Genomic DNA, 23,851 nt, shown 5'->3' with positions numbered 1-23,851 from the left:
GCGGTTGGACTGGACTCACCCGTCCTGTGCAGTTTAGCGCGCAGGGCGGATTAGTGAGGTAGCCCGTCAGGCCGACAACAGTTCGTCGAGCAAAAAAAGCCCGGCTCAAGGCCGGGCTTTTTCGTTCATTAGCGCCTGTCCTGACCGGGGCCTCCGCCACCACCGCCCGGTCCGCCGCCACCGCGCGGTGCGGCCTGCGGTGCGCCGCCGCCCTGCGGCGTCGCGGGCGCTGCTGCGCGCGGGGTGGCCGGGGCCGGCATCTGCGCGCGTGCGCTCGCCGGCGGGCCACCGCCACCGCGCGCCGCATTGGGCTGCGTCACGTGGGGCGTGGCACGCTCGCTCCGCGGCGCAACGGCACGCCGTTCGTCATGACCGCGGGCCATGACCGGCGGCGTCTGCGTGCGGGCGCGGGCCGTCGGCTGCTCGCGCACGGCCGCTCTCTCGCGCACGGGCGCCCTTGCGTCCTCACGCGTCGTGCGCACGTTCTCGCGCGTCATGCGGGGCTGCACCGCCGCGCGTTCGCGCACCTCGCGCGCGCTGCGCGTAGCGATGTCTTTCTCCCGCGTCACGCGTTCGGTCACACCGGCGCGGGTCCGCTCCGTCGCCCCGGCGCGCGTCCGTTCCTCGACACCGATACGCGCATTTGCACGCGCCTTTGCCTCGGGGAGCGCAGCGTCGCGCGCGGCCGCCGCGCGGCCGATCCGGGCCGCCGAGCGGTCGATCGTCAACCGCGTCGCGAAACGCTCATGCGATTGCCAGTAGCCGCCCCAATGGGCACGGCGGTGATACCAGGGACGTCCCGCATAGTGGCTCGACCAGTACGAGGCGAGCGCGAACGGCACGATGGGAACGTCGATCTCGTCGACATAGTCGGGCAGATAGACGTAGCGGTTGCGGTGGAGATATTCGAGATATCGCGACGACACCCAGCCACGATCGTCCGACCAGCTCACATCGCACCAGGCCTTGCCTCTGAAGCATCCGTGGATGTTGACACGGGCGCCGCCTGGAATGCGGTCGACCGTCGGAAAGCCTTCACCGGGCCCTGCCTTGAGGCTGACCGTAGTAGTAACGATGCCCGGCGCCGCCAATGCGGCGGTCGGCATCAGCAGCATGGCTGCTGCGATAAACAATCCTCTCAGTTTCATGGCGCGTTCCTCCTCTTGAGTTGGAACGCCGTAGCGAAAAAGGCGTTCCCTGAAGGAGTGGTCGCGTTATCAGAAGGATGCCGGTGTCTCGCAGGCGCGAGACGCGCCGCTCTTTTTTGTCATTTGCGGGATGCGGCCCATGCGCTGACGCCGCCAGGACGGCATCCTCTATCGGCGTACGCCGGGCGTTTTGATTGCCCCCTTCTTCCACAGTCGAAATCCGCCCTCGAACGCGTTGGTGTTGGCGCCGAGGCGGACCTTGCGCGGCAGGTTGTCGATCTTGTCGGCGTTTCCGCCGCCCAGCATGACGTAATCCGGCTCCAGTGCAGCGAGCAGACGCTTCAGGACGTCATCGACGTCGCGTTGCCATTTCTTCCTGCCAACGCGCCTGAGGGCTGCGGCGCCGACGCATTGCTCGAACGTCTTGCCGTGGCGGTACGGCAGGTGAGCGAGCTCCATCGGTTCCAGAATGCCATCCACGATCATCGCGGAGCCAAGACCCGTTCCCAGCCCCAGGAACAGCATCCGGCCGCCCTGGTAGCTGCCGACCGCCTGCATCAGCGCATCGTTGACGACCTTTGTCGGGCAGCCGAAGGCCTTTTCGAAATTGAAACCGGCCCACCCGAGACCGAGATTGTGAGGCTCCGACAAGGGCCGGTTGTTGATCACGGGCCCCGGATATCCGACCGCGATGACGTCATAGGACCAGTCTTTCGTCAGCGCCTTGACCTTCCTCACCATCACTTTCGCGGAAAGGTCGGGACCGGACGCAAACGCGCGCCTGGTTCGCTCCCTGTTGGTCATGACCTTCACGCGCGAACCACCGACGTCGATCACGAGGACCGTATGCCGCGATGCCCGCTTGCCCGTTTTCTTCGCCATGACTTCGCGCCCTGCGCTGTCGGACGAGCGTAGCCCGGATGGAGCGCAGCGCAATCCGGGATCACTCTGATGGACACCGCCCCGGATTTCGCGGAGCCTGTCATCGGGCGCGCATTCGCGCGACCCGTTGGCTCCATCCGGGCTACGCTCTCCTTGATTGTTGAATTAGAAAGCCTCTCTTTACAGTTGCACTACTACCAACACGCTTTTTCGCTGTTTTGGCGCCAGGTGTGGCAGCCGGCACACACTCTCGGTGTTAAGCGCATCGGCGCTCGCGAAAGAGCCGCACTGTTCACAGACTTGCCGCAAATGCGTGTGGAACTTTCATGGGGACATTAGCCGAGTATCAATCCATGCGTTTGTCAGCTCTATCGACCGCCGTCGCCGCGCGCGCCGGCGTGCTGTGTTGTGTCTTGTTCATGGTGATAAGCGCTCAAGCGCTCGCGCAGACGTCGGCCACTGACAATCCGGGCCCGACCGCTGCGCAGCCTTCGGCGCCCGCGCAGGAAAAGCCTGTGGCCGCTGCCGAAGAGAAACCGCCTGCCTTGGACGCCAAGCCCGCCACCGTCGAGCAGAAGTCAGCGCCCGCGGAGGAGAAACCAGTAATCGCGCAGGACAAGCCCGCGGCGGTGGAGGAGAAGTCGGCTGCCACGGACGACAAGCCTGCCATCGTCGAGCAGAAGCCGGCCCCCGCGGAGGAGAAACCAGTAATCGCGCAGGACAAGCCCGCGGCGGTCGAGGAGAAGTCGGCTGCCGCGGACGACAAGCCTGTCATCGTCGAGCAGAAGCCGGCGCCCGTGGAGGAGAAGCCAGCTGTCGCGCAAGACAAGCCGGCGGCCGCGCCGGAGAAGCCGGCCGTCGCGGACGCGAAGCCTGCGGTCGTCGAGCAGAAGCCGGCTCCGGCCGTGGAAAAACCAGCGGTTGCGCACCAGAAGCCCGCCTTGAAGCAGAAGTCTGCCGCCAGGCAATCAGCAAGCGCTGTCCACAGCAAAGGGGCAGAGCACAGTAAATCAGCGCAACCGGCCAAGGCAGCCCGCAAGCCGCGCGAGCGGACCATGGTCATGCTCTGCACCCACTTCCGCACCTACAATCCGTCGTCCGGGACTTACCGGGGCTACGACGGCCAGACGCATTCCTGCCGATAGAATCATTCCATCATCGGCCGGCCGATCCAAAGTCTGTTGAGCCAGCGCACGGCAAGGTCCGGCTGCTTGTCGCCTTGCAAGCGCGCCAGCGCCTCCTGATAAGGGCCCACTGCGCGCAGGCGCATGGGAAGGCGGGGATAGATGCGCCGGATCCACGTCAGCGCCGCCTTCATGCTGCGCGCTTCGCGTTCGCCGAACTCAAATCCGAATTCCCGGGCCAGTCGCTCCGGCAGCAGATGGGCCGTCAGCGCGCGATACCATCTCGGCACGCGCAGTCCTGTGGCGGAGCCTGAAAAGATCTGCTCCGCAATGTCGCGGGCAGCGGGGCTGACCGCAAGAATATCCGAGTGCGACATCGCCTCCGTGTAGGCGGCGAACGACGTCCAGTCCGCAGGCAAATCGGCCGCTCGAAGGCCGAACAGCGCCGCGTACAGCTTCGCCTCCGCCCAGTATTGTTCGCGCTCGCTGTTGGTGAGTGCAGGCAGGACGAGGTCATGCGTCTGCAAAGCGGTCTCCACCAGCGTGGCATGAACCCAGCGCAGCGCCGAGACCTCGTTGGCGTGGTACGCCGAACCGGCTTCGAAGCGGCCTGTCGCCTGTGGCAATGTTCCGGTTATCGCAGTGTGACGCCGATACAGCCGGCGGCTTGCGGCCAACGCCTGATCGAGCGTGCCGAACACCATCGTGAACGTGATGTTGAATGTCCGGTGAAACCGGCCGACCGGATCGGCAAAGGTTTTGGAATGCTCCGATATCGCGGCGGCGACCCAGGGGTGCGCCAACTGCAGCAACAGCGCCCGCCCCGCGCCAAGGAAAATCGCCGCCTCGCGGTCGACCCGCCACGTCAGGGAATCCGGGCCAAAGACTCCCTTGATGGGTCCGGCCGCCGCCTCGCGAACGGCGTCGAGGCTGTTTTCAAAATCATCCGCGGACAACAGCAACGGCATGTCCTCAAGCGGGCCCCCTGCCCTCACCCACCCTCCGGCTTGATCCCGGCCGCCTTCATGATCGGCAGCAGCCGCGCTTCCTCGCTGTCGCGGTAGGCGCTGATCTCCTGCGGCGTGGTCGGCCAGGTGGTGGCGCCGAGGTCGGCGTAGCGCTGTTTCACCCAGGGATCGCTGAGCGCCTTCACGGTGAGCGCGTTGATTTGCGCGACGAGGTCGGCGGGCATGTTCGCAGGCGCCACCATGCCGGCCCAGGAGGTGATCTCGTAACCCGGCAGCAGTTCAGCCATCGCGGGCACGTCGGGAAGCTCCGCCAGCCGCGTCTTCGCGGTAACCGCGACCGGCCTGATCGCGCCGGAACGCACGCTCGGCAGCGAGCCTGGCAGATTGTCGAACAGGAGATCGACATTGCCGCCGAGCAGGTCGTTCAACGCCGGCGCGGCGCCCCTGTAAGGCACGTGGCGGACCTGCACGCCGGCCATGCTGTTCATCATCTCGCCGGAGAGATGCAGCGTGGTGCCGAAGCCGGCGGACGCGTAGGTGTATTTGCCCGGCTCCTTCCTGAACGCTGCGAGCAATTCCTTGATATCAGCGGAAAACAGGCCCTTTTTCGCCGTCAGGATGTTCGGCAACTGCCACATGCCGGAGATGAAGGTGAAATCCTCGCGCGGATGATACGGCAGCTTGGCGTAGCTGCCGATCGCGAGCACGTTGTTGGCGATGCCGCCGAGCCCGACCGTGTAGCCGTCCGGCGGCGATTTTGCGATCACATCCGCGCCCAGCACGCCGCCGGCGCCGGCCTTGTTCTCGACCACGAAGGTTTGCCCGGACAGTTCGCTCATCTTCTGGCAGAGCAGGCGCGAGAGCGTGTCGGTGGCGCCGCCGGCCGGAAAGCCGTTGACGTAGCGCACCTGGCGGATCGGCCAATTCTCTCCGGCGCGGCCGACCCGCGGCGCCAGCCACGGCGCGGCAACGAAAGAGCCAAGGGTCGCAAGCACGTGACGGCGGTTCACAGACGACGGCATCGGTTCCTCCCTTACAAGGCATGTGCGTTGCGTCGGCAGCTTGTCGCTGTTCTTTTCTGGCGTTCTGGGCGCGCGTTCGGTTGCCACAGCTTACGGGCTGCGCGCGATGCTGGAAAGCCCGCTCATCGCGACAAAAGCCGGCCACGATGTCTTCGCCTGCTCTTTCGCGAGCTCCCCCGGATGACGCCACCCGCACCTGCTGCTCGTTTGGCTACTGCAAGCAAGTAGCGGCCCGGAGTTCTGGTCATCCGATAGACACCACAGCTTTGTTCTTCGTCCGACTCCATTTTGTTCTCAAAGAACGAATCGGAATCGCGCAAATCAGCGCGAGCCAATTCTTAACAACGCGTTTGCTTTGCGCTCACGCCCCGATGTCATTCGGCCAGGGATCATCAACCTGCTGCCTGCGGCAACATTCCAACCGCAAGGCAACTGCGATAAGAGACCTCGTGACGCTTCATTCAACTATTCCCTTAAATCCAGCCTTGCCAACCGAGCCCGACGACATGCCCCCGCTAAAATCCCAGGCCACCTACGACGATTTCGCCCGCCTCGACATCCGGATAGGCAAGGTCGTGGACATCAAGCCGTTTCCCCGCACCCGCCATCCGTCCTACAAGGTCGGCGTCGACATCGGCGCTGACAGGATCATGTGGTCGAGCGCGCAGATCACGAATTATGAGCCGGCAGCCTTGCTCGGCTCGCTCGTCGTATGCGTGTGCAATCTGGGTGTGAAGAACATCGCGGGCTTCACGTCCGAACTGCTGATCCTCGGCGCAAAGGACGCGGCAGGCAACGTGATCGTGCTGGGCCCGCGCAGCGAGGTTGCAATCGGCGAGCCGGTCTTTTGAGCAAGCATAGCCCGGATGGAGCGCAGCGCAATCCGGGGCGGTGTTCGAGTTGTCCCCGATTGCGCTTCGCTCCATCCGGGCTACGGCCGATCACATCTACCTTTGCCTTTGCGCGAGATAGAATCCCGACAGCACCGTAACCAGTCCCGCCGCCTGCAGCGCGGTCGGGGGCTCGCCGAGCAGGAGCCAGCCGATGAGTATCGTCAGCGCCGGCACGGTCGCCGGGAAGACCGCGGCACGGGCAACACCGATGGTCTGGATCGAGAACGCGAACAGATACATCGCGGCGGGGCCGGCCAGGATGCCCTGCGCCAGAGCCTGCAGCGCATTCTCGGCAAAGCCGAGCGCCGCCACGCGGGCGAACCCGCCGGAGGCCGCATAGAGGGGCAGCAGCGAGAGCGACAGCACGCTGATGATGGTGGCCCGCCGAGAAGGCGGAGACGCGCCAATGCCGCAACAGCGTGCCGAACACCGCGAACATGAATCCGGTCAGCACGAACAGCAGATCGCCAAGCACGCCGTCAGGGCCGATATGACCGATCGACTCGGCCCCGATCACCACGAGACCGCCGACGATCGCGACCGCCCCCAACGCGCGCGAGAGCGGAACCCGCTCGCGGAGAAACACCGCGGCGAGCAGCAGGCCGCCGAGCGTCGCGCTGGAAGGCTGGATGACGCTGCCATGGCCGAGCGGCACGAACAGGAAGCCGGTATAGCTGATGAACGACATCACCGGCCCGCCCAGCACCATCAGCGCCAGTCCGCGGCCCCATCCGATGCCGCAGAGATTGCCGATGCCTGCGCGAAGCACAAGCGGCAGGAAAGCGATGCCCGACCACAGGAAGCGGTGCATCAGCAAATCCGCCGGCATGAACCCGACCTTCAGCCCGTGCCGTGTCGCCACGAAGCCGAGCGCCCAGCACAACGCCGCACCAACGCCGCACGCGACCCCAAGCAGGGCCGGTTTCGCATCGGATTTTTTGATGGAAGCATCAGCGCCGCGGGCCGGCTCGTTCATCGCGGACGCTTAACTTGGGCCGAACGGCAGTTCAACCCACGTCCATGCAGGGCTGACGAGCGCATCGGCGTATCAGTGCTGCGCATTCGCTGTTCGCGCGCGGCGTGCCGGAGGGTTACACTAGCTCATCCTACTCACGGAAAGGATCGCCATGAACGGAAATCGATATTACGGGGTTCGGGTCGAGGGCGCGAAATACGGCGTGGGTTTTGGCTCGGCGCTCGCTATCGCGATCTCCTATACCAACAACCACTCGATCCTCTGGGCGATCATCCACGGTATTCTGGGCTGGCTCTACGTGATCTACGTTGCGCTGTTTCGGTGAGCCTGCCTGCAGCATGTAGCCCGCCGCTATGACGCGGGGTACGGATGGAAGAGATAGCGACGGCGTCGGCAGAGAAACACGCAGCACCACACTTTTGTTCTCCATCCGACTCCAATTTGTTCGCAGGGAACGAATCGGAATCGCACAAATCAGCGCGGGCCAATTCTTAACAACGCGTTTGCTTCGTGCTTCCGCGCGGGGATAACGCGGAGAACTTGCGACGAAGCTGCGCCGCGCCCTTAGCGAATGGCATAACCGACGGTTTCGCTCGAGCCTTGTGCGGTCGTGATCCTGTGCCGCGGCGTCAGAACGGTCAGTTGAACGGTCGTGGCCGACGTGGTGACCGGCGCCGCTTCCTGGACGCTCTCAGCGCCCATGACCTGAAGCTGTACGGGCGAGACCGGAAAGCTCGCCTTTTCATAGGTCGGCAACTCGGCAGCGACAGCGGCGCCAGCAGCCGTCATCACGAGCACAGCAACGGCAGCGGTTAGGGAAATCTGCTTCACGTCAATTCTCCTGGAATAGCTTTGAAATACGGACCTGGTAGTCGTTTGGTGCGTTGCAATGGTTCACGGTTGCAATGAATAATCAGGTGATACAGAACGCGGAAACCATGCGTTGGTCGCACGACCAGCCGCGAAGGTTCGCTGGAATTTTTGCATGCTCCGCGGCCCGCGGATCGAAGTCGGCGCGCTTGAGGCGCTGTGCAGGACACAGGGCGGATTAGCGATAGCGTAATCCGCCGCCGCTCGCGGCGAGTCGGTGGGTTGCGCTGACGCTAACCCACCCTACTTTCCTCGTCTCGCTCACGCCGCCTTGGCGGTCTTCTCCGGCGGCGCGGTTTCCATCGCCCGCATGTAGAGATCGAGCAGGCTTTCGCGCTCGTCGCGCTCGTCCTGGTCCTGCTTTCGCAGCTTGATGATCTCCCTTAGAATCTTTACATCGAACCCTTCGCCCTTGGCCTCTGAAAACACTTCCTTCTTCTGCTCGTTCAGCTCCTGCAATTCGCTGTCGATGTTCTCGATCCGCTCGACGAAAGAACGAATCCGGCCGCCGGGAATGGTGACGTCAGACATGGTGCCTCCCTGTTTAATGAGGTTGTGAAAATGCCCGCAAACAAATAACCAATGTGTTAACCTCGGAGGGTTCCCGCCCCCGGCCAATCAGATAATCCCCAGACCAATGTCATGAACGTGATTTCGATTCAGTCGCAGGTTGCCTATGGCCATGTCGGCAACAGCGCCGCGGTCTTTCCGATGCAGATGCATGGGATCGACGTCATAGCCGTGCCGACCACGCTGTTGAGCAACCGGCCGGGCTATCCGACCATTCGGGGCCGGGTGCTCGATAGAGAGCTCGTTGCCGATCTCCTGCGCGGGATCGAGGAGCGCGGCGCGGTCGACACCGCCACGATGATCCTGTCGGGCTATCTCGGCTCGGCCGACAACGCCGCCGTGATCGCGGATTTTGTCGCGCGCGCCAAGGCCAAAAATCCCACGCTGCTCTATTGCTGCGACCCCGTGCTGGGGGATCGCGACCGCGGCCTGTTCGTCCACGCCGACATCCCGCCGCTGGTGCGCGACCTGCTGTGCCCGTTGGCCGATATCATCACGCCCAATCATTTCGAGTTCGAATGGCTCTGCGGAGCGAAGACAGCTTCGATCGATCAGGTGCTCAACGCGGCGCGCGCATTCATGGCGCGCGGAACGGTCGTCATCACCAGCGCCGAGCTTGCCGATACGCCTAAAGGCGAGATCGAGACCTTGGCTGTCGAGCGCGGAAAAGCCTTTCGCGTCCGCACGCCAAAACTGCCGATCAGCCCGAACGGCACCGGCGATCTGTTCGCCGCGCTCTTGGTCGCCGCGCGTCTGCGCGGCGCCGACACGCCGGATGCGCTGAGCCACGCTGCGTCTGCCATCTTCGCCGTGCTGGAACGCACCGCGGCCAGCGGCAGCGAGGAGATGCGCATCGTCGAGAGCGCAGAGCTGTTCGCCCGGCCGCAACGCAAATTCGAATGTATCGCGATCAGCAAGTAGCCAAGGCGGCGGATTACCGCCCCACTCGCAGGAAGAGAAAAATGAGCCGTTTCTGGAGCCGCCTGACGCACGACCTAAAACCCTATGTACCGGGCGAACAGCCCCGCATGGCGGAACTGGTCAAGCTCAACACCAATGAGAGTCCGCTTGGTCCTTCCCCACGCGCGTTGGACGCAATCCGCGGCGAGGCGGCTGATACGCTGCGTCTGTATCCGGACCCACAGGCGTCAGCGCTGCGCGCAGCCTTGGCCACCTACCACCAGGTACGACCAGAACAAGTGTTCGTCGGCAACGGCTCGGACGAGGTGCTGGCCCACGCCTTCGCCGCGCTGCTGAAGCATGATGCGCCGTTGCTCTTTCCTGATATCACCTACAGTTTCTACCCGGTCTATTGCCGCCTGTTCGGCATCGCCTACGAAACCGTCCCGCTCGATCAGGCCATGCAGATCCGCAGTTCCGACTATCGCCGGCCGGCCGGCGCACTCATCCTGCCCAATCCGAATGCGCCGACAGGAATTGCGCTGTCGCGGGCCGAGATTGCTGCCCTGCTGGAGCAACATCCTGATGCTCCCGTTGTGATCGACGAGGCCTATGTCGATTTCGGCGCCGAGACCGCGATACCGCTGGTCGCCTCCCACCCGAATCTTCTGGTCGTTCAAACCATGTCCAAGTCCCGGGCCCTCGCCGGCTTGCGGGTTGGCTATGCGATCGGCAACGCTGAACTGATTGAGGGGCTCACCCGGGTGAAGGACAGCTTCAACTCCTATCCCCTTGGCCGGCCCGCCCAGGCCGGCGCCATCGCCTCTTTGGAGGACGAAGCCTATTTTCAACAGAGCCGCGCGCGCGTGATCGAAGGCCGCGAGCGGCTGAACCGCGGTCTGGTCGGGCTTGGCTTCGACGTGCTGCCGTCCTCCGCCAACTTCGTCTTCGCGCGTCATCCGGCGCACGAGGGCGCGGCGCTGGCCGCCGCGCTGCGCCAACGCGCGGTGATCGTCCGCCATTTTTCCGCGCCTCGCATCTCCGACCATTTGCGGATAAGTGTGGGCACCGACGGGCAAATCGACCGGCTGTTGTCGGCCCTGTCGGACATCCTGGGCAGCCAGTAGCCGCTTTCGCTCAGGAAATCTCGTAGACCGACACCTTGTCGGCAATGCCGCTCAACGCCACGCGTCTCGGCGTGGGCTTCAGCCCGCTGGTCTCGAGCAGGGCGCGCGCATGCGCGACCACCGATTCCGTCACCACGATCGAGCGTGAGGCCGCAAGGCCCTGGACGCGCGAGGCGATATTTACCGTCTGGCCAAAATAATCCTGCTGGCCGTTGAGCGTGACCGCGAGGCACGAGCCTTCATGGATGCCCATCTTCAGCCGCAGGCTCTGGTGCTGGCGCTCGGCGCCAAGATCGCTCATTGCCTCGCGCATGCGGATCGCCGCGGCAATGGCGCGGTCGGGCGTCTCGAAGGTCGCCATCACGGCATCGCCGATGGTCTTCACGATCGCCCCCCTTTCGGACGCGATAATCTCCTGCAGCAGCCTGAAATGCTCGTTGACGAGATCGAAGGCTGTGAGATCACCGACGCGCTCATAGAGCTCGGTGGAGTCCTTGAGATCGCTGAACAGAAAAGTCAGGCTGAGGATCTTGAGGCGCTGGCCGATGGCGAGCGTGTCGGTCCGGTAGATATCGCGAAAAGTCTGATTGGTGAGGAGACGCGTTGCCGTGAGAACGGACTTGCGCCGCTTCAAAAGGTCATCCAGCGCCGGATTCGCCACCCATACAGCCGGCAATGCACGACCGTCGGTGCGGTTGTCCAGGGCGAGGCGCAGCGGCCCGGGGCGCAAGGTCACGGTATCGACCGGGACTTGGACCCTGTTGAAGATCACCGACAGGTTCTGGCGCTCGCTGGTTTCTTCGCCGCTGACCTCCAGGAATTGGGCCGCATGCGTCACGGGATCGAACATGATCAACGTGCCCTGCGGCACCTGCAAGGAAAGGATGGCCCTTTCGCCCGCCGGCAAGTCGACGATTTCGAGCGTGACCTCGTCCAGCAGCTTCTCCAGATCGTCCGGAAGATCGATCGCCGAACTCCAGAAGATCTGGCGATAATATTCGGCTGCGGACAATTCGTCGGGATTATGGGCCGCGATCTTGCGCACGCGCGGGCTTACCGTGAAGGTCACCTCGACCAGATTATCGAGCGTCGTCTCATAGCCCGCGGCGCAGAAAGCGCAATGATAATGCGCCCGATCCAGGGTCTTCAGGCTCTTGTTGGCGGAAAGCACCCCGGCGCAGCTCGGGCACATCACGTTCCAAGTCATCTCGAACATGCCGAGCCCCACCGCATTCAGGAGGGCGGCGATGACCCGATCTTCGTCGATGCCCGCCGTGCCTGCGAGATCAAGCGCGTTCATCTTGTTCAAGGCATGATCCGGGGCATCCCGGACCATACGCTCAAGCATGTCGACAACGGCTTCGTCGGACGACTGACGCAGCGCCGCAAACAACGTCCCGGTTTCGCTCATCCGACAATGCTACCTGAAAGAAGGCCGCGCGAACACCCGCTAAGCCGTCCCGTGCGTAGCCCGGATGAGCCATCACGACAAAAAGCCCGCGACAAAATCGCGGGCTTTTTGCGCAAGTGGCGATGGAGAGGCCGGTCAGCGAAAGGCGCGACCGTGGTCAGCGAATGGCGCGACCGGTGGTTGGAGCTGGCGCCGCCGTCTCGGCCGTCCGTGTCGTCCGCGGTGTCAGGACGCTCAGCTGGTGCGCGGTGGCTGTGGAGGTCAGCGCCGGCGACTGTTCCCTGACGTCAGCGGCTCCCAGCACGCGAACCTGGACCGCCGATATCGGCAAGCCTTTCGTTTCATAGGCCGGCAACTCCGCCGCAAAGCCGGCAGTGGCGCCCGCAATCGAGATCAGGGCGGCGGCTGCGATGGATAGGTAAGTCTTCTGCACTTCAATTCTCCGGGGTAGGATTCGAGGCTGCAGCGTACACGGCTTTTGTTGCGCTGCGATATAACGATATTGCATTGCAACAATGCAGTTCCCCGCACTCAACTAATGGTGAGAGCCCAACCAGTTAGCAGCAGGGCCTGCCGAACAGGAGAAACGCATGCAAATCGCAGTTGTCGGTGCCGGAGCGGTCGGATGCTATTATGGGGGACTGCTGCTGCGGGCTGGGCATGACGTGACCTTCATCGGCCGGCAGCCGCATGTCGACGCCATCAACGCCCACGGCCTGCTGCTCGACACCAAGACTTTCAACGGCCGCCTGCCCGCCATAGCCGCGACCGATGCAACCGCGCTTGCCCCGCCTGACCTCGTGCTGGTCTGCGTGAAGTCGGCCGATACCGAGCAGGCTGGCCGCGCGCTCGCCGGACGCTTGCGGCCGGAAACATCCGTTCTCAGCCTGCAGAACGGCGTCGACAATGCGCCGCGCCTTGCCACCGTCACCGGCCACGCCGTCATTCCCGTCGTCGTCTATGTCGGCAGCGAGATGGCCGGGCCCGGCCATGTCCGGCATCACGGTGGCGGCGACCTCGCCATCGGCCCCTCCGCCGCGAGCCAAGCGCTGGCGCAAACGCTTGAGGCCGCCGGCGTCCGCACCACGATCGCCGACGACATCGACAAAACGCTGTGGAGCAAGCTGATCATCAACTGCGCCTTCAACGCGCTTTCCGCCGTCGCCGGCATTTCCTACGGCCCGATACTGGAAGTCGAGGGCACAAGGAATGTCGTCACAAGCGCGGTGCAGGAAGCCGTATCCGTCGCGCGCGCCAGCGGCGTATCGATCGGCGACGATCTCCTCGCGCATATCCTGAACATCCCGGCCATCATGCCGAACCAGATGTCGTCCACCGCGCAGGATCTGGCGCGCGGCAAGCCCAGCGAGATCGACTTTCTCAACGGCTACGTGGTGCGCAAGGGCGCGGAGCTCGGCATTGCCACGCCGACCAATCATGCCATGCAGGTGATGGTGAAGCTGGCCGAACGCGGCAAGGCGATGTCCGCACGACGGACGTAGCCCGCAGGGGCGGATGAGCGAAAGCACCATCCGCGTACTTGCCTACCGACGCGGAGCAGCACGGTCTTCGCCATTGCGCCCCGCGAAGTCAGCTACGAAACATTCAAGGCACCGAGCAACCGCGGTGCCTGCCGTCGCTTCGACGTGCCTACATCGCTGAGCAGGTGACGACCGGCGATCCTTGCCCGCATCATTATCTCCTCGAAAAATTTCGTACTGTTGCGGAAAAGATGCACGGCACGCACGCTGTACGTGTATCATCCGGCTATATTTATTGTTCTATTTCGGAGTAAATTATGTTCAGGCTTTTTGCATTTTTGCTATCGACGCTTCTTGTTCTCGCGGGTTGCACCATCCGTCCGTTGCCCGAAGATGTCACAGGTGTAACGACCCCGCAGATCGTCATGCGGATCCGATGTGAAACCCGCGACGCCGTCATAGAACACCTCGTCAATTGGCTTGAGGATCTCGGCCGCGACTACCCTGGCCGGCCCGGTGTAGCCTTGGGACGAGAACTGGCCGCAAAGTACAGGGCCAACCCAAACGAGATCAGAGAGTTTCGGGCGGATCTATTCAAGGGACCCCAATACGAGCAGGTACGAAATCTGATCGAGGTCTTCTACGCGATTGGCGTTGCCTACAATTTCGATTTGACGATGACCGTGGACAACGATCTTTCCGCGGGCTCGGCCAACCTCCAACGGACCGCTGCAGGCTCGGTTTTCAAGTTAGGTCTCGGCGCGTCGATGACCCGAAGACGCAGCAACGACCGAACCTTCACGATCACCGACACGTTCAGCAGTTTGCTGACCCAATTGAACGTTCGCGTGTGGGCGGACGGTCATCGTGAATGCGACGGGCATGTGGTCCAGGAGAACCACATCTATCCTATCGTGGGCCAGATAGGCGTGACCAAGCTTGTCTACGACTATCTTGAATTGACGATATTTGGCGGGTTGGCAGGCACGAAGTCGACACCCAGCCTTCCGCCAACGATGGCGGACAAATTGACCTTTACGACCACGCTCGACGCGTCCGCCACGCCAAAGATCACTTTCACGCCAACCGGTACTGCGTTTCAACTGACGGACGCGGCCATTACGGGCGAATTGAAGCGGACGGATGTTCATGAAGTGACGATGGGACTGGCGTTGCCAACCAACGCCAGCGCCTATCTCAGCAGCTTGCGTTCATTCATATTTTCGCCTGCGCGCAACATCGCCGTTGACAATCGGAGTGCCCGTCCCGGTCGCAAGGAGACGACAACGTCGGTTGTTTTGGGCGCCCGGGTCTCCGGCGGCGGCACGCCGGCCGAGGCTATGGCGGTCTACGCCGTGGACCAACTCAAGAGCCGACAATTCCAACTCGTACCAACTCCATAACCAGGAGGATATCATGGCGACCAAGAGAGCAAAGAAGACTGCCAAGCGCAAAGCGAGCAAGAAGACGGCAAAAAAAGCGACCAGAAAAACAACCAGGAGAGCGGCTAAGGTAATAGATCCGCTCCCGGGCGGGCACGTGCCCAAACGCAGAGCGGCCAAGAAAGCGGTTGTAATGGTAGACCCGCTCCCAGGTGGGCATTGGCCCAGACGCGCGACCTGATTGGCTGCGCGAAGGAAGCGGCTCAAAAAAGCGGCGAAGACACTAAAACAGTTCCCCGCTAGCCGTGCTGACCGGGAGATCCGCCGCAACTAAAAGAGCAAAAGCCGAAGCGTAATCTGTCGCTTTCGATTCATCCAGGGCGACGGATTTGCGCCTCGAGGCTAGTCCACCACGTCGAGTTTGACCTTGGCAACGCCCTTCCCCACCATGCCCAGCGCATCCGCCGCGGAATAGGAGACGTCGACGACGCGCCCCTGCACGTAGGGACCGCGATCGTTGATCCGTACCGTCACGGACTTGCCGCTGGCGACGTTGGTTACACGCAACTTGGTGCCGAACGGTAACGTCGGATGGGCCGCGGTCATATCGAGCGTGTTGAACTTTTCGCCGCTCGCCGTCTTCGTTCCCTCGGTGTAGAAGCTGGCAACCCCATGCGCGGCGGTTTTGATGTCACCTGCATCCTTGCGCGCGGCGAACGGGGTATGTCTTCTCACGGCCGCCGCGCGCCTGACAATTGACGATGTCGTTCGATCGTTCACCGACGCCTGCCGGCTGGCGCGCAATTCGGATTTTTGGGTGACGACCGACGACTGAGCGCAGGCCGCAAGCGATGCCGCTCCGAGGGCGACAGCCAGCAGCCGCATGACCTTCCCTGCACGCGCGGCCAAAACCGGCGGCGCTTCAAGTCGAGTACGGCCAGCTCTTGCGTCGATGAACGAAGTACGGGTGCAGCCGATGGAACACATGTTGCAATCCCCAGCTCGCGCCCCAGCCCAAGCCGAAATCCAACATGCGGCGATGCCGCAGCCCAATCCGGGCGGAAGCGTGGCCGGATGCGATTATGCACCGCTGTCTCAGCGCAATTCAGTTCGAGTGTGGTGATTGTGTCACAGCCCGCAGGACGCCTGCCGCAGAGCGCACGCTCGGGTCGCGCGCATGTGCGCGACCCGCTGGCTCATCCAGGCTACGGGCGCCAGTCGCCTACGCGATCACTCGCTTCTCGAGAATCTTCCGAAAATCCGTTGCCAGGCTGCCGTAGTAGCCGGCCAGCACCTCGTAAAAGGTCTGCTCGGCCTTATCGGTTGCTGCCCGCGCCTGCTGTTCGCAGCGCGAGGCTTTCGTCTCGTACTTCTCCACCTTGGTCTTGAGCTCTGCCACCACCATCGTCGTTACTCCCCGCCACGCTCACGCCCATGATGCTAGGCCGGCAAAGGTCGAAAAGATGACAACCTTGAGGAGATTTCGCAGCGCAGCCGTGAGCAAGTCGTGGCTGATCGCGCGAGGACTACCGCGCCGGCACCGGCGCCGGCGGGCGCAATGATGTCCGCGCCGTGCTCGCAGCCTGTGGCTTCTTCGCCGCGACGCGCTTTCCGCTGTCGATGGATTCCAGATAGGACGTCAGCGCCCAGGCCGAGCTGGAGCCGCTGGAATAGTGTTTTTGCAGAAACAGATAGAGCGTGAGGTGAAAGCGGCCCTTGGCGAGCCCGCGCGGGCTGCGATGGCAGGACGCGCAACTTTCGGCGAACAGTTTTGGCGCCGGCTTGCCCTGATCGAGATTCTGCGCGGCCACCGATCCGCCCGTCGCGACGATCACGGCAAGAACAAGCAGACCGCAGCGCGCTTTGTTTGGCGACATCAATTTTTCCGGTACATGGAGCGGATGAGCCGCCTCAGGCAGCTCGGGGAAGGCGGAAGATGGCGGGCGACGCGCAATCTGCTGTCCAGGCGTGGCGAAAAGTGGGTGCGCTTCCGCCATCATTGCGGTCCAATCGGGGCGTCAAGCAGTAGCCCGGCGCCCTCTCAATACGGCGGCTTCTTCTTTTCCCGCTGCGCCCTTGCCGCCTCCATCCACCACACGAGATCATCGGCAAAGCGCGGAAACGCGTGTGACAGCGCCTTGCCGCCCTCGCCGGCCGGCTTGCCGTCTTCGGTCAGTGTCTGCGCGATCGGGCCTACCGCGATCGAACTCGAAATCACCACCATGCCCATTTCCGAAAGCGTGCCGTGCCAGACAAGCGCGGCCCGCGCGCCGGAGAAGCGGCCGGCTGAATAGCTGGCGATCGCGGCGGGGCGCCAGAACCATTCCTCGAGAAAATGATCGGTGAGGTTCTTCAGCCCCGGCTGCATGCCCCAATTATATTCGCCGGTCACGAATACAAAGCCATCAGCGGTGCGGATCTGCCCGGCCAGTTTTTCGAGCGCGTCCGGCGCGCCGCCTTTCGGATATTCCTTGTACATCCGGTCCAGCATGGGCAGGCCGATCGCCTTGGCGTCGATCAGCTCGACATCGTCGCCGCGCGCGGCAAACCCCTCGACGACGAATTGCGCGAGCCGGATGCCCACGCGGTCGGAACGGTAGGAGCCGTAAAAGACCAGGATGCGGTTGCTCATGACACTTGCCCCTCAAGACATTGGATGATGCACTCGAACCACGCGGGCTATTCCCATGCAAGGCCCAAGCCTGCCAACGCCCGCTGAACAACCGTAGCCCCGGATGAGCGCAAGCGACATCCGGGGCGGTGCTGGAAGAGTCCCGGATATCGCTGCGCTCATCCGGTCTACACACTGAGCGCCAACAAAAAAGCGGCCGCAAGGCCGCTTTGATGAGGTGACCATCCGACTCACCAATAGCCGGGGTCGTCGCCGTAATAGGCATATGAATCGGCGAACGGCGCGGCTGCGATAGCGCCCGCCGTTCCGATCACGCCCGCTGCCACACCGGCAGCCAGCCCGACCGGTCCGCCAACATAGCCGGGACCATAATAGCGGGGACCGTAATGCACGCGAGGTCCGTAGTACACGCGAGGTCCGTAATAGCTGTAGTCATAGCGGCTCGGCGTGCGCACGCCATATCCGCCGAGCAGATAGTTGGAGTTCGGGTAGCTAAACCCGATCATCCCGGGCTCCTGGGTCGCTTCCTGCGACATCGCAGGCGTCGCAAGCGCCGTCGCAACGACCGCGGCCGCGGCAAGCAGTGTCAGTTTCGTCATCGCTCGTTCTCCATCTCTATATGAGAGCGAACGGGCGAGATCAGATGCTGGTTCCCGAGACCGGTTTCACGGCGCCGTGAGTTTCAGAGACGATCGCCTGTCTGTCGCCGGCAAGAGAAAAGGCCGGCGGGCATTACGCCGCCGGCCTTCTCTTGCAACTGCCGGCTCGGGAGGTCCGGTTCCGCTGCGATTCCATGCCTAAAACTTCACCACTACAACATTAATAAAATCTTAATGACCGACTGTGAGTTGCATCACGGATGGGCAAAACCATCTGGCGCTAGCTTCGTACCAACAAGAGTAGCTTCGCTTACAGGAGGCCAACATGGCCCAGGTTTATTTCCACTGCTCGAACTCCCGGGAAGTGCGGATCGATCGATCCGGGGAAGCGGTGAGCGACCTCGCCGAGGCGCGCGACCGCGCAGCCGGCATCGTCCGCTCGCTGATCATGGGACGCGACGCGGAAGACTGGCGCGACTGGGTCGTGCATGTCAGCGACGATTTCGACGAAGAGATTTTCGTTCTGCCGTTCGCTTTCGTCCTCGGCAAACCGCACTGAGAGGTTGCCATGCTGCCGGCACGACCGCCCTTCATGCCGCTGCTCCGCCGCCTCGATGCGATCGTGGCACGCTGCCACCGCCTGATCGAGCGCGCCCGCGACCCCTATCGTCCCGAGCGCCACTACATGCGCGGCCCCGGCCCGAAATGGCACGCCAGGCATCGCGCTGACGTCGCAGGAATTGCTCTCTAGGACGCGGCCAACCCCGCGCCCGGCGCGTTCTGCGCCAGGTCCAAAAATCCCCCTATTCCGTCTGCGCTTTCCACGCCATGGGTGAGCACCATTCCAAGGTGATCTCCGGCCGTCGACAGGAAACGCAGGCCGTTGGCATCGGCGAACGCCTTGCGCCGCGCGTGCGCGGGATCGTCCTGTCCCTCCCAGATCATCACCGGGAAACCGGATTCCAGCACGGCTTTGCCGGCGCCATCGAGTTGGCCGAGCGCATCAAAGCAGGCCCGCAGGCCGGACTCCGATTCCGTCGTGACCGATCGGGTCAAATGCGGCGCGGTCAGCCGCGCGAATTTCATGAAGGCGTCGAACTGCAGCGGCCCCTGCCTGGTCGGCGGCAGACCGTTCACGACGTCCCAGCCGCCGAGCACCAGCGACGACAGCCATTCGGGATAATATTTCGCGACGCCAACGCCGAGCCAGGCCCCCATCGAATGTCCGACCAGATGGGCGCGGGCGCAGTGGAGATCATCGATCACGGCGACGATATCGCCGGCCCGCTGCTCCTGACGGTAGTGATCGGTGTCCGGCGGCTTGTCGCTCTCCCCGTGGCCGAGTGAGTCCACGCATGCCACGCGGTATCTGTCGGTCAGCGCATCGACGAATCCGCCCTGCTTCCACACGCTGGCGTCCATCAGCATGCCGTGCTGCAGCACGACCAGCGGCCCCTCGCCCTCCACCGTGTAATGAATCCTCTGTCCGCGATGAACGGCAAATGGCATGCAAAATCCCCCTCACTGGTGATACGCAGATATGGTTTTTGTAGTCCGGTTCCAGCGCCCGGAACCCACGGCCGCAACCTCTCCACAAGATCGCCTTGCTTTGGTCAAACCTCGCTGGCCGTGTGGCGGCTTGGGTAAGGGGCTTTCTGGGCAGAGGGTTTTCAACGCCGCAAAGCATGCTCGCCGCCCGATGCGGGTGACATTGGACTGAGCAAGGGACCGCCAATGCAATCCACGCCAACGCTGAAAGACACCGATCCGCACGACGTCTTTGCGATCGAATCGCTGCTGCACGCGCATGCCGAAAAGGCGCCGCCGCCGGCGCACGATCCGGCCGCCCCTTCGGTGGCGCCGCAAGTTCAAGTCGCAGCGAGGCCGCAGGCCCACGTTGCACCCCCGATTTCGGTCAGCGCGCCAATTCCCCAGGTTGAACCGGCGTTTCCCGCTCCAGATGTTCGCTATATCCGGGTCGAGAATGTCAGGCCGGGCGAGATCAAGGTGGATGGTCTCAAGCCTCCCGGCGAACAGCCGATCGGCAAATGGGCGAAGCGCCTGATCATGGCGCTGCTCGGCCTGTGCGGCGCCATCGCTGCCGCTGCGTGGCAGCATTATGGCGATCATGCCAAGGCGATGGCCGCCGAGTGGGCGCCACCCTTCGTGGTGGCTGCATTGTCCTCCGACAAGGCTGCCGTCGCCGAGCAACCAAATGCGTCTGCAGTTCAGGCTGCCGCAGCCGATCCGGCTGCTGCGCAACCGGCAGCAACGACGCCGGCCCAGCCCGAACCTGCCGCAGCTCCCGTGGCCACAGCCTCGGCGGAATCGGCCCAGTTGCAATCGATGGCGCAGGATCTCGCCACGATGGGCCAGCAGGTCGAGGAACTGAAAACCACCATCGCGCAGCTCAAGGCGAGTCAGGCCCAGATGGCGCGTGAGCTTGCCAAAGCCGAGGCCAAGGCTTCAGATACCAAGGCTTCAGATACCAAGGCTTCGGAGGCCAAAGCCGTCGAAACCAGGCCTGCCGAGCAGAACCTGCGGCCCAGGGTGTCGGCGCTGACGCCGCCTCCACCGCGGCCGGCCGCCCCGCCGCCGGTGCGCAAGCCGAAGCCGGCCTATTCCTATTCGCCCGCGCCGATTGCCGCTCCCGCAGCGCCGCTCCCGCCGGCCCAAGCCGCCGCACCGTTGCCGCCTGCACCGCCCGTGCAAACGATAGCCGATGACGGCGAGCCGGTGGTGCGCCCGCCGATGCCGCTGCGGTAGCTGCGTTCCCCGGATGCTGCGCGGCGCCGACAGCGCGTTCACGCGCGTCTTCGACGCGCTATGTTTGAGGCGAGATGCGCCGCTGATTTGAAGTTCATGCTAGAGATGGGTCGCGGCTCAACGGAGCGCTACCGGACGATGCTCCGCATCGCCTGGGCCGCACCGCATCCGGGACAAGTGACCGCGCCAATCCGCTAGCTCTGATGCGGTCCCCGCATCATCTTCATGGCGTCCTCGATATGACGCCACTCCCTGGCTTCCTCGACATCACCCTTGGTCTCGCAATCCTGTGCATTGTGCGCGGCTTGCGCGATCGCGGTGAGGCCGTGCTTCTCCATCATCTGGCGCGCAATCGTGTGGATCTGCATTTCCGACATCATGTCGCTCTCCCAGGGTTCCACCAGTCCACGCCGCAGCGTTCCGATCGTCGCGGCCTGCTCGTGAAACGGCCGAACCGAAAGTCTCGTTCCTCCCGCTGCGATAGATAATTTTCGGACAAATTCAGGGATCGCGCGGTTCCACCTGCAGTCCCCGTAATATCCCGTCCGCAATCTCCCCGAATATCAAGCCGGCCTTCCGACTGGTATTTTTCGAGCGTGAATCGCAAGCGCGGGAGTCGGACATGGCAAGAGTCTATTTCCACTACGCCAATTCCGAAGGCGTATGCATCGACCAGCGCGGTACCGCCGTCGGAAACCTCGCCGAGGTGCGCGACCACGCCGCCCGCGTCGTGCAGTCGCTGATAACGGCAGAGGGTCCGGAAGACTGGCGCGACTGGACGCTGCATGTCAGCGACGATCTCAACGATGAAATCTTCGAGCTGCCGTTTTCGTCCATGCTCGGCAAGCTGCATTGAGAGGCCGTCATGCATCCGCTGCTTCGACGCCTGACAGAGATCGTGATCCATTGCTGCAGGCTGGTCGATCTTGCCCGCAACCCCTACCGCCCCGAACTGCACTACATGCGCGGCCCCGGCCCGAAATGGCACGCGAAGCATCCGCCACATAGCGCGTAATCCGGGAACGGTCTCGCCATCGGATGGGCTGATCCCGGGTTGCGCTGCGCTCCACCCGGGCTACAGGAGATCGCCCAACTCCGGCGGTTCGAACCAGTTCGTCAGCGACAGGCCGCCGTCGACCACGATCGCGGCGCCCGTGACATAGGCCGATATCCGGTTCGACAGCACCGCCAGCGCCAGCGGCGCCAGGTCTTTGGACTCGCCGAGCCGGCCGAGCGGAATGTGTCTTGCGAGCGCGGGATCGGCGACGAAGCCGCCGGCCGCGATCGCGCCGGGCACCAGCGCGTTGACGCGAATGCCGAAGCGGCCGAACGTCTTGGCCAATTCCTTCACCAGCATCGAAAGCCCCGCCTTAGACGTCGAGTAGTGCGGCAGGTTGCGCGGGGTGCCGGCATGCAGCGAGGTCAAGAGCAGGAACGAGCCGGGTTGTTTGTCGGCGATCAGCTTTCGCGCCAGTTCGCGCGAGAGATGGAAGCCGGCCTCAAGATTCACCGCATGCATCTGCGCCCATGTCTCCGTGGTGACGCCAAGCGCATGATCGGCTTCGCGCCGCGGCGGCGAGGCGCTGTGCACGAAATGCGTCACGCGCCCCAGCGCACTGGCTGCTTCCGCCAGCAGCGCATCGCGCGTCGCAGGGTCGGCGAGATCGCCGATCCAGGGCACCGCCAGTTCCGGCCGGGCCGAGGCCTTGATGGCCGCCGTCACCGTGTCCCGGTTCACGTCGGCAAACACCGTGCGCACGCCCTCGCCGACCAGGGCTTGCGCGATCGCGCGGCCTATCCCGTTGCCCGCGCCGGTGACAAGCGCGGCATCGCGCGCAAGGTCGAATGGATGGTTGAACAGGCTCATGTCGGGTACCCCCTTCGAGGGATGTCGTCATGCCTGGGCAAAAGCGCGAAGCCGCGTCCTCGCGCCAGATATCCCGGGCATCCACCTCTTACCTCATCTCAGCCGCGGATTCATTAGCACGCAGCCAAAGGCGGATTGATGCGAGCTTGCTACCTCGCCAATCGCTCAAAGCGAACATTGCGGATCCTGGAGGTGCTGAGCAACGCACCCGCGACATGCTCCTCGGCATTACGTGTAAATCGAATGCGATTCTGCCCGCTCACGAACAGGCACAATCGCATCGGGTCTGGCCTCGCTAATCCCTTTTAGCTTGAGACAAAGTCTACACTACGCCTCACACCTTGCGCTGTATCAATTCGAGCACCACCTGCATCGCTAGGTTGCTTCCACCTCGTCCAAAATCGTCCTAACCTTGCTCCGTAACCGGCGGGCACCGCCATGCAGACCCGCGTTCGAAAAGCCGCCCATGTTCTGGAACGCCTTGGGCTTGCCATGGCCGGCGCAGCGAGCGGGTTGTTTGTGGCGGCGCTGGTCGGCACGAGCCATTCCGCGCTCACCAATCAGGCCTTCCTGCTATTGATGATGATCGGCGGTGCCGTCGGCTTTTATCTCGGTATCGATACGCCGCCCCATCCTCTCACGGCCTTGAGCGGCGGGCCCGCCGATGGAACCTGGGTCGGCAAAATCGATACGCCGGAACTGCTCAGCGCGATCGGCACCTTCCTCGCGGCGTTCTCGGCGTTCGCCTGCGTCGGCGTGATCGTGCTGCGCCACGATCCGCATTTGGTATGGATATCGATGATCATGGCCGGATGGGTTGTCGGTGTCTCCATGCAGATCGTCGCCGGCACGATCGCCCGCCTGCGCCGCTAATCGGCAGTAAGTAGCCCCGCATTCGCCGTCAGCTATCGTCCTCCAGCGTCAGCACCAGACCGGTCAACGCTGCGCCGATGCCGAACATCAACCCGTAGGTCGTGACCAGCATCAGCGTGGTCTGAACAGGTGCGCCGCTTTTGGCAACGAGGTCCCTGACATGAAAGGCATCGAACAGGCCGAGCAACAGCACCAGCGACAGCCCAAGCGTCACGCCCATCAGAAAATGGGTAAGCACCGCATTGAAGAGTGACTTTTCCGGACGCATGGACGCCCTGCCTTCGGCATGATGCCATACCAACGCACGGCCGAGGGAACTGGTTCCTCGGCGCGGGAACAGAATTCATCCAGTGCCGCGGT

The 23,851-nt window shown here is 63.4% G+C and carries 32 protein-coding genes and 1 pseudogene; 14 read left to right on the top strand and 19 right to left on the bottom strand.

All coding sequences use genetic code 11. The annotated features are described in order from the left end of the window. Positions 1 to 128: 128 nt before the first annotated feature. On the bottom strand, positions 129 to 1,148 hold the full coding sequence (locus tag V1286_RS13910) for an SH3 domain-containing protein (protein WP_334480332.1): 1,020 nt from the start codon (positions 1,146 to 1,148) through the stop codon (positions 129 to 131). Positions 1,149 to 1,316: 168 nt separating this feature from the next. Beyond that, positions 1,317 to 2,030 (bottom strand): ROK family protein, encoded by a 714-nt coding sequence (locus V1286_RS13905; protein ID WP_334480330.1) that lies wholly within the window; start codon positions 2,028 to 2,030, stop codon positions 1,317 to 1,319. 69 nt (positions 2,031 to 2,099) lie between these two features. Between V1286_RS13905 and V1286_RS13900 the strand changes: the two genes are divergently transcribed. Both V1286_RS13900 and V1286_RS13895 read left to right on the top strand, forming a co-directional pair. Then, a complete protein-coding gene (locus V1286_RS13900; protein ID WP_334480328.1) occupies positions 2,100 to 2,369 on the top strand; it encodes a hypothetical protein in 270 nt (89 codons plus the stop codon). Between the two features lie 14 nt (positions 2,370 to 2,383). Then, complete coding sequence (locus V1286_RS13895; protein ID WP_334480326.1) at positions 2,384 to 3,175, top strand: BA14K family protein; 792 nt, start codon at positions 2,384 to 2,386, stop codon at positions 3,173 to 3,175. Positions 3,176 to 3,177: 2 nt separating this feature from the next. On the opposite strand, the gene V1286_RS13890 is transcribed toward V1286_RS13895, so the two are convergent. Both V1286_RS13890 and V1286_RS13885 read right to left on the bottom strand, forming a co-directional pair. After that, complete coding sequence (locus V1286_RS13890) at positions 3,178 to 4,113, bottom strand: oxygenase MpaB family protein (RefSeq protein WP_334489662.1); 936 nt, start codon at positions 4,111 to 4,113, stop codon at positions 3,178 to 3,180. Positions 4,114 to 4,145: 32 nt separating this feature from the next. Next, a complete protein-coding gene (locus tag V1286_RS13885; protein WP_334480325.1) occupies positions 4,146 to 5,144 on the bottom strand; it encodes a Bug family tripartite tricarboxylate transporter substrate binding protein in 999 nt (332 codons plus the stop codon). A 506-nt stretch (positions 5,145 to 5,650) separates the two neighbouring features. On the opposite strand from V1286_RS13885, the gene V1286_RS13880 reads away from it, so the two are divergent. After that, the gene (locus V1286_RS13880) at positions 5,651 to 5,995 is read left to right on the top strand and encodes a tRNA-binding protein (RefSeq protein WP_334480324.1); all 345 of its coding nucleotides are present in this window, start codon (positions 5,651 to 5,653) and stop codon (positions 5,993 to 5,995) included. Positions 5,996 to 6,091: 96 nt separating this feature from the next. Here the strand turns inward: V1286_RS13880 and V1286_RS13875 are convergent, their stop codons facing one another. Further along, a complete protein-coding gene (locus V1286_RS13875; protein ID WP_334480323.1) occupies positions 6,092 to 6,403 on the bottom strand; it encodes an EamA family transporter in 312 nt (103 codons plus the stop codon). Between the two features lie 481 nt (positions 6,404 to 6,884). Beyond that, positions 6,885 to 7,013: pseudogene (locus tag V1286_RS39125) on the bottom strand (DMT family transporter); the annotation flags it as partial. Positions 7,014 to 7,164: 151 nt separating this feature from the next. Between V1286_RS39125 and V1286_RS13865 the strand changes: the two are divergent. Further along, entirely contained in the window at positions 7,165 to 7,338 is a 174-nt protein-coding gene (locus V1286_RS13865; RefSeq protein WP_166816488.1) for a hypothetical protein, read from the top strand. A gap of 239 nt (positions 7,339 to 7,577) precedes the next feature. On the opposite strand, the gene V1286_RS13860 is transcribed toward V1286_RS13865, so the two are convergent. Together V1286_RS13860 and V1286_RS13855 are read right to left on the bottom strand one after the other, a co-directional pair. Beyond that, on the bottom strand, positions 7,578 to 7,844 hold the full coding sequence (locus V1286_RS13860; RefSeq protein WP_334480321.1) for a hypothetical protein: 267 nt from the start codon (positions 7,842 to 7,844) through the stop codon (positions 7,578 to 7,580). Positions 7,845 to 8,144: 300 nt separating this feature from the next. Continuing rightward, the gene (locus V1286_RS13855) at positions 8,145 to 8,414 is read right to left on the bottom strand and encodes a DUF2312 domain-containing protein (RefSeq protein WP_108519202.1); all 270 of its coding nucleotides are present in this window, start codon (positions 8,412 to 8,414) and stop codon (positions 8,145 to 8,147) included. Between the two features lie 111 nt (positions 8,415 to 8,525). Between V1286_RS13855 and pdxY the strand changes: the two genes are divergently transcribed. Together pdxY and hisC are read left to right on the top strand one after the other, a co-directional pair. Beyond that, positions 8,526 to 9,374, top strand: coding sequence for a pyridoxal kinase PdxY (pdxY, locus tag V1286_RS13850; protein ID WP_334480319.1), 849 nt, complete (start codon positions 8,526 to 8,528; stop codon positions 9,372 to 9,374). A 41-nt stretch (positions 9,375 to 9,415) separates the two neighbouring features. Beyond that, a complete protein-coding gene (gene hisC / locus V1286_RS13845; protein WP_334480317.1) occupies positions 9,416 to 10,480 on the top strand; it encodes a histidinol-phosphate transaminase in 1,065 nt (354 codons plus the stop codon). 10 nt (positions 10,481 to 10,490) lie between these two features. Here hisC and V1286_RS13840 read toward each other — a convergent pair whose 3' ends face one another. Together V1286_RS13840 and V1286_RS13835 are read right to left on the bottom strand one after the other, a co-directional pair. Continuing rightward, complete coding sequence (locus tag V1286_RS13840) at positions 10,491 to 11,891, bottom strand: adenylate/guanylate cyclase domain-containing protein (protein WP_108519205.1); 1,401 nt, start codon at positions 11,889 to 11,891, stop codon at positions 10,491 to 10,493. A 157-nt stretch (positions 11,892 to 12,048) separates the two neighbouring features. Next, positions 12,049 to 12,324: a hypothetical protein gene (locus tag V1286_RS13835; protein ID WP_334480315.1), complete on the bottom strand. Its 276-nt coding sequence runs from the start codon at positions 12,322 to 12,324 to the stop codon at positions 12,049 to 12,051. A gap of 157 nt (positions 12,325 to 12,481) precedes the next feature. Here V1286_RS13835 and V1286_RS13830 point away from each other — a divergent pair, with 157 nt between their 5' ends. Then, complete coding sequence (locus V1286_RS13830) at positions 12,482 to 13,393, top strand: ketopantoate reductase family protein (RefSeq protein WP_334480314.1); 912 nt, start codon at positions 12,482 to 12,484, stop codon at positions 13,391 to 13,393. A gap of 296 nt (positions 13,394 to 13,689) precedes the next feature. Continuing rightward, positions 13,690 to 14,775 (top strand): hypothetical protein, encoded by a 1,086-nt coding sequence (locus V1286_RS13825; protein ID WP_334480313.1) that lies wholly within the window; start codon positions 13,690 to 13,692, stop codon positions 14,773 to 14,775. A 381-nt stretch (positions 14,776 to 15,156) separates the two neighbouring features. Here V1286_RS13825 and V1286_RS13820 read toward each other — a convergent pair whose 3' ends face one another. From V1286_RS13820 to V1286_RS13800, 5 genes are all read right to left on the bottom strand, one after another. Next, positions 15,157 to 15,639, bottom strand: a complete 483-nt coding sequence (locus tag V1286_RS13820; protein ID WP_334480312.1) for a septal ring lytic transglycosylase RlpA family protein — start codon at positions 15,637 to 15,639, stop codon at positions 15,157 to 15,159. Positions 15,640 to 15,976: 337 nt separating this feature from the next. After that, positions 15,977 to 16,159 (bottom strand): hypothetical protein, encoded by a 183-nt coding sequence (locus V1286_RS13815; protein ID WP_108519209.1) that lies wholly within the window; start codon positions 16,157 to 16,159, stop codon positions 15,977 to 15,979. Positions 16,160 to 16,280: 121 nt separating this feature from the next. Continuing rightward, positions 16,281 to 16,631 carry a hypothetical protein gene (locus V1286_RS13810; protein WP_334480309.1) on the bottom strand — a complete coding sequence of 117 codons (351 nt, stop codon included), beginning with the start codon at positions 16,629 to 16,631 and terminating at the stop codon, positions 16,281 to 16,283. Positions 16,632 to 16,795: 164 nt separating this feature from the next. Continuing rightward, complete coding sequence (locus tag V1286_RS13805; protein WP_334480308.1) at positions 16,796 to 17,386, bottom strand: NADPH-dependent FMN reductase; 591 nt, start codon at positions 17,384 to 17,386, stop codon at positions 16,796 to 16,798. A 230-nt stretch (positions 17,387 to 17,616) separates the two neighbouring features. Beyond that, complete coding sequence (locus V1286_RS13800; protein WP_108519211.1) at positions 17,617 to 17,985, bottom strand: hypothetical protein; 369 nt, start codon at positions 17,983 to 17,985, stop codon at positions 17,617 to 17,619. Positions 17,986 to 18,310: 325 nt separating this feature from the next. On the opposite strand from V1286_RS13800, the gene V1286_RS13795 reads away from it, so the two are divergent. Next, on the top strand, positions 18,311 to 18,544 hold the full coding sequence (locus V1286_RS13795; protein ID WP_108519212.1) for a DUF6894 family protein: 234 nt from the start codon (positions 18,311 to 18,313) through the stop codon (positions 18,542 to 18,544). Between the two features lie 9 nt (positions 18,545 to 18,553). Next, the gene (locus V1286_RS13790; protein WP_334480306.1) at positions 18,554 to 18,736 is read left to right on the top strand and encodes a hypothetical protein; all 183 of its coding nucleotides are present in this window, start codon (positions 18,554 to 18,556) and stop codon (positions 18,734 to 18,736) included. Here V1286_RS13790 and V1286_RS13785 read toward each other — a convergent pair. Continuing rightward, on the bottom strand, positions 18,733 to 19,494 hold the full coding sequence (locus V1286_RS13785; RefSeq protein WP_334480304.1) for an alpha/beta fold hydrolase: 762 nt from the start codon (positions 19,492 to 19,494) through the stop codon (positions 18,733 to 18,735). The genes V1286_RS13790 and V1286_RS13785 overlap by 4 nt on opposite strands. 225 nt (positions 19,495 to 19,719) lie before the next feature. On the opposite strand from V1286_RS13785, the gene V1286_RS13780 reads away from it, so the two are divergent. Further along, positions 19,720 to 20,751 (top strand): hypothetical protein, encoded by a 1,032-nt coding sequence (locus tag V1286_RS13780; protein ID WP_334480303.1) that lies wholly within the window; start codon positions 19,720 to 19,722, stop codon positions 20,749 to 20,751. A gap of 194 nt (positions 20,752 to 20,945) precedes the next feature. Here the strand turns inward: V1286_RS13780 and V1286_RS13775 are convergent, their stop codons facing one another. Further along, positions 20,946 to 21,131, bottom strand: a complete 186-nt coding sequence (locus tag V1286_RS13775; protein ID WP_190241952.1) for a hypothetical protein — start codon at positions 21,129 to 21,131, stop codon at positions 20,946 to 20,948. A gap of 242 nt (positions 21,132 to 21,373) precedes the next feature. Between V1286_RS13775 and V1286_RS13770 the strand changes: the two genes are divergently transcribed. Next, positions 21,374 to 21,607, top strand: coding sequence for a DUF6894 family protein (locus tag V1286_RS13770; RefSeq protein ID WP_334480301.1), 234 nt, complete (start codon positions 21,374 to 21,376; stop codon positions 21,605 to 21,607). Positions 21,608 to 21,616: 9 nt separating this feature from the next. Further along, entirely contained in the window at positions 21,617 to 21,766 is a 150-nt protein-coding gene (locus V1286_RS13765; RefSeq protein WP_334480299.1) for a hypothetical protein, read from the top strand. Positions 21,767 to 21,826: 60 nt separating this feature from the next. Here V1286_RS13765 and V1286_RS13760 read toward each other — a convergent pair whose 3' ends face one another. Next, positions 21,827 to 22,618 carry an SDR family NAD(P)-dependent oxidoreductase gene (locus tag V1286_RS13760; protein ID WP_334480297.1) on the bottom strand — a complete coding sequence of 264 codons (792 nt, stop codon included), beginning with the start codon at positions 22,616 to 22,618 and terminating at the stop codon, positions 21,827 to 21,829. A 438-nt stretch (positions 22,619 to 23,056) separates the two neighbouring features. Here V1286_RS13760 and V1286_RS13755 point away from each other — a divergent pair, with 438 nt between their 5' ends. Then, the gene (locus tag V1286_RS13755) at positions 23,057 to 23,491 is read left to right on the top strand and encodes a hypothetical protein (RefSeq protein WP_334480296.1); all 435 of its coding nucleotides are present in this window, start codon (positions 23,057 to 23,059) and stop codon (positions 23,489 to 23,491) included. Positions 23,492 to 23,519: 28 nt separating this feature from the next. Here the strand turns inward: V1286_RS13755 and V1286_RS13750 are convergent, their stop codons facing one another. Continuing rightward, positions 23,520 to 23,759, bottom strand: a complete 240-nt coding sequence (locus tag V1286_RS13750; RefSeq protein ID WP_108519218.1) for a hypothetical protein — start codon at positions 23,757 to 23,759, stop codon at positions 23,520 to 23,522. Positions 23,760 to 23,851: the final 92 nt, after the last annotated feature.

It is taken from the genome of Bradyrhizobium algeriense (genome assembly GCF_036924595.1).
GTDB classification, from domain to species: Bacteria; Pseudomonadota; Alphaproteobacteria; order Rhizobiales; family Xanthobacteraceae; genus Bradyrhizobium; species Bradyrhizobium algeriense.
Note: the sequence above shows the minus strand (reverse complement) of the source record. Positions and strands in the feature narration are given on the sequence as shown.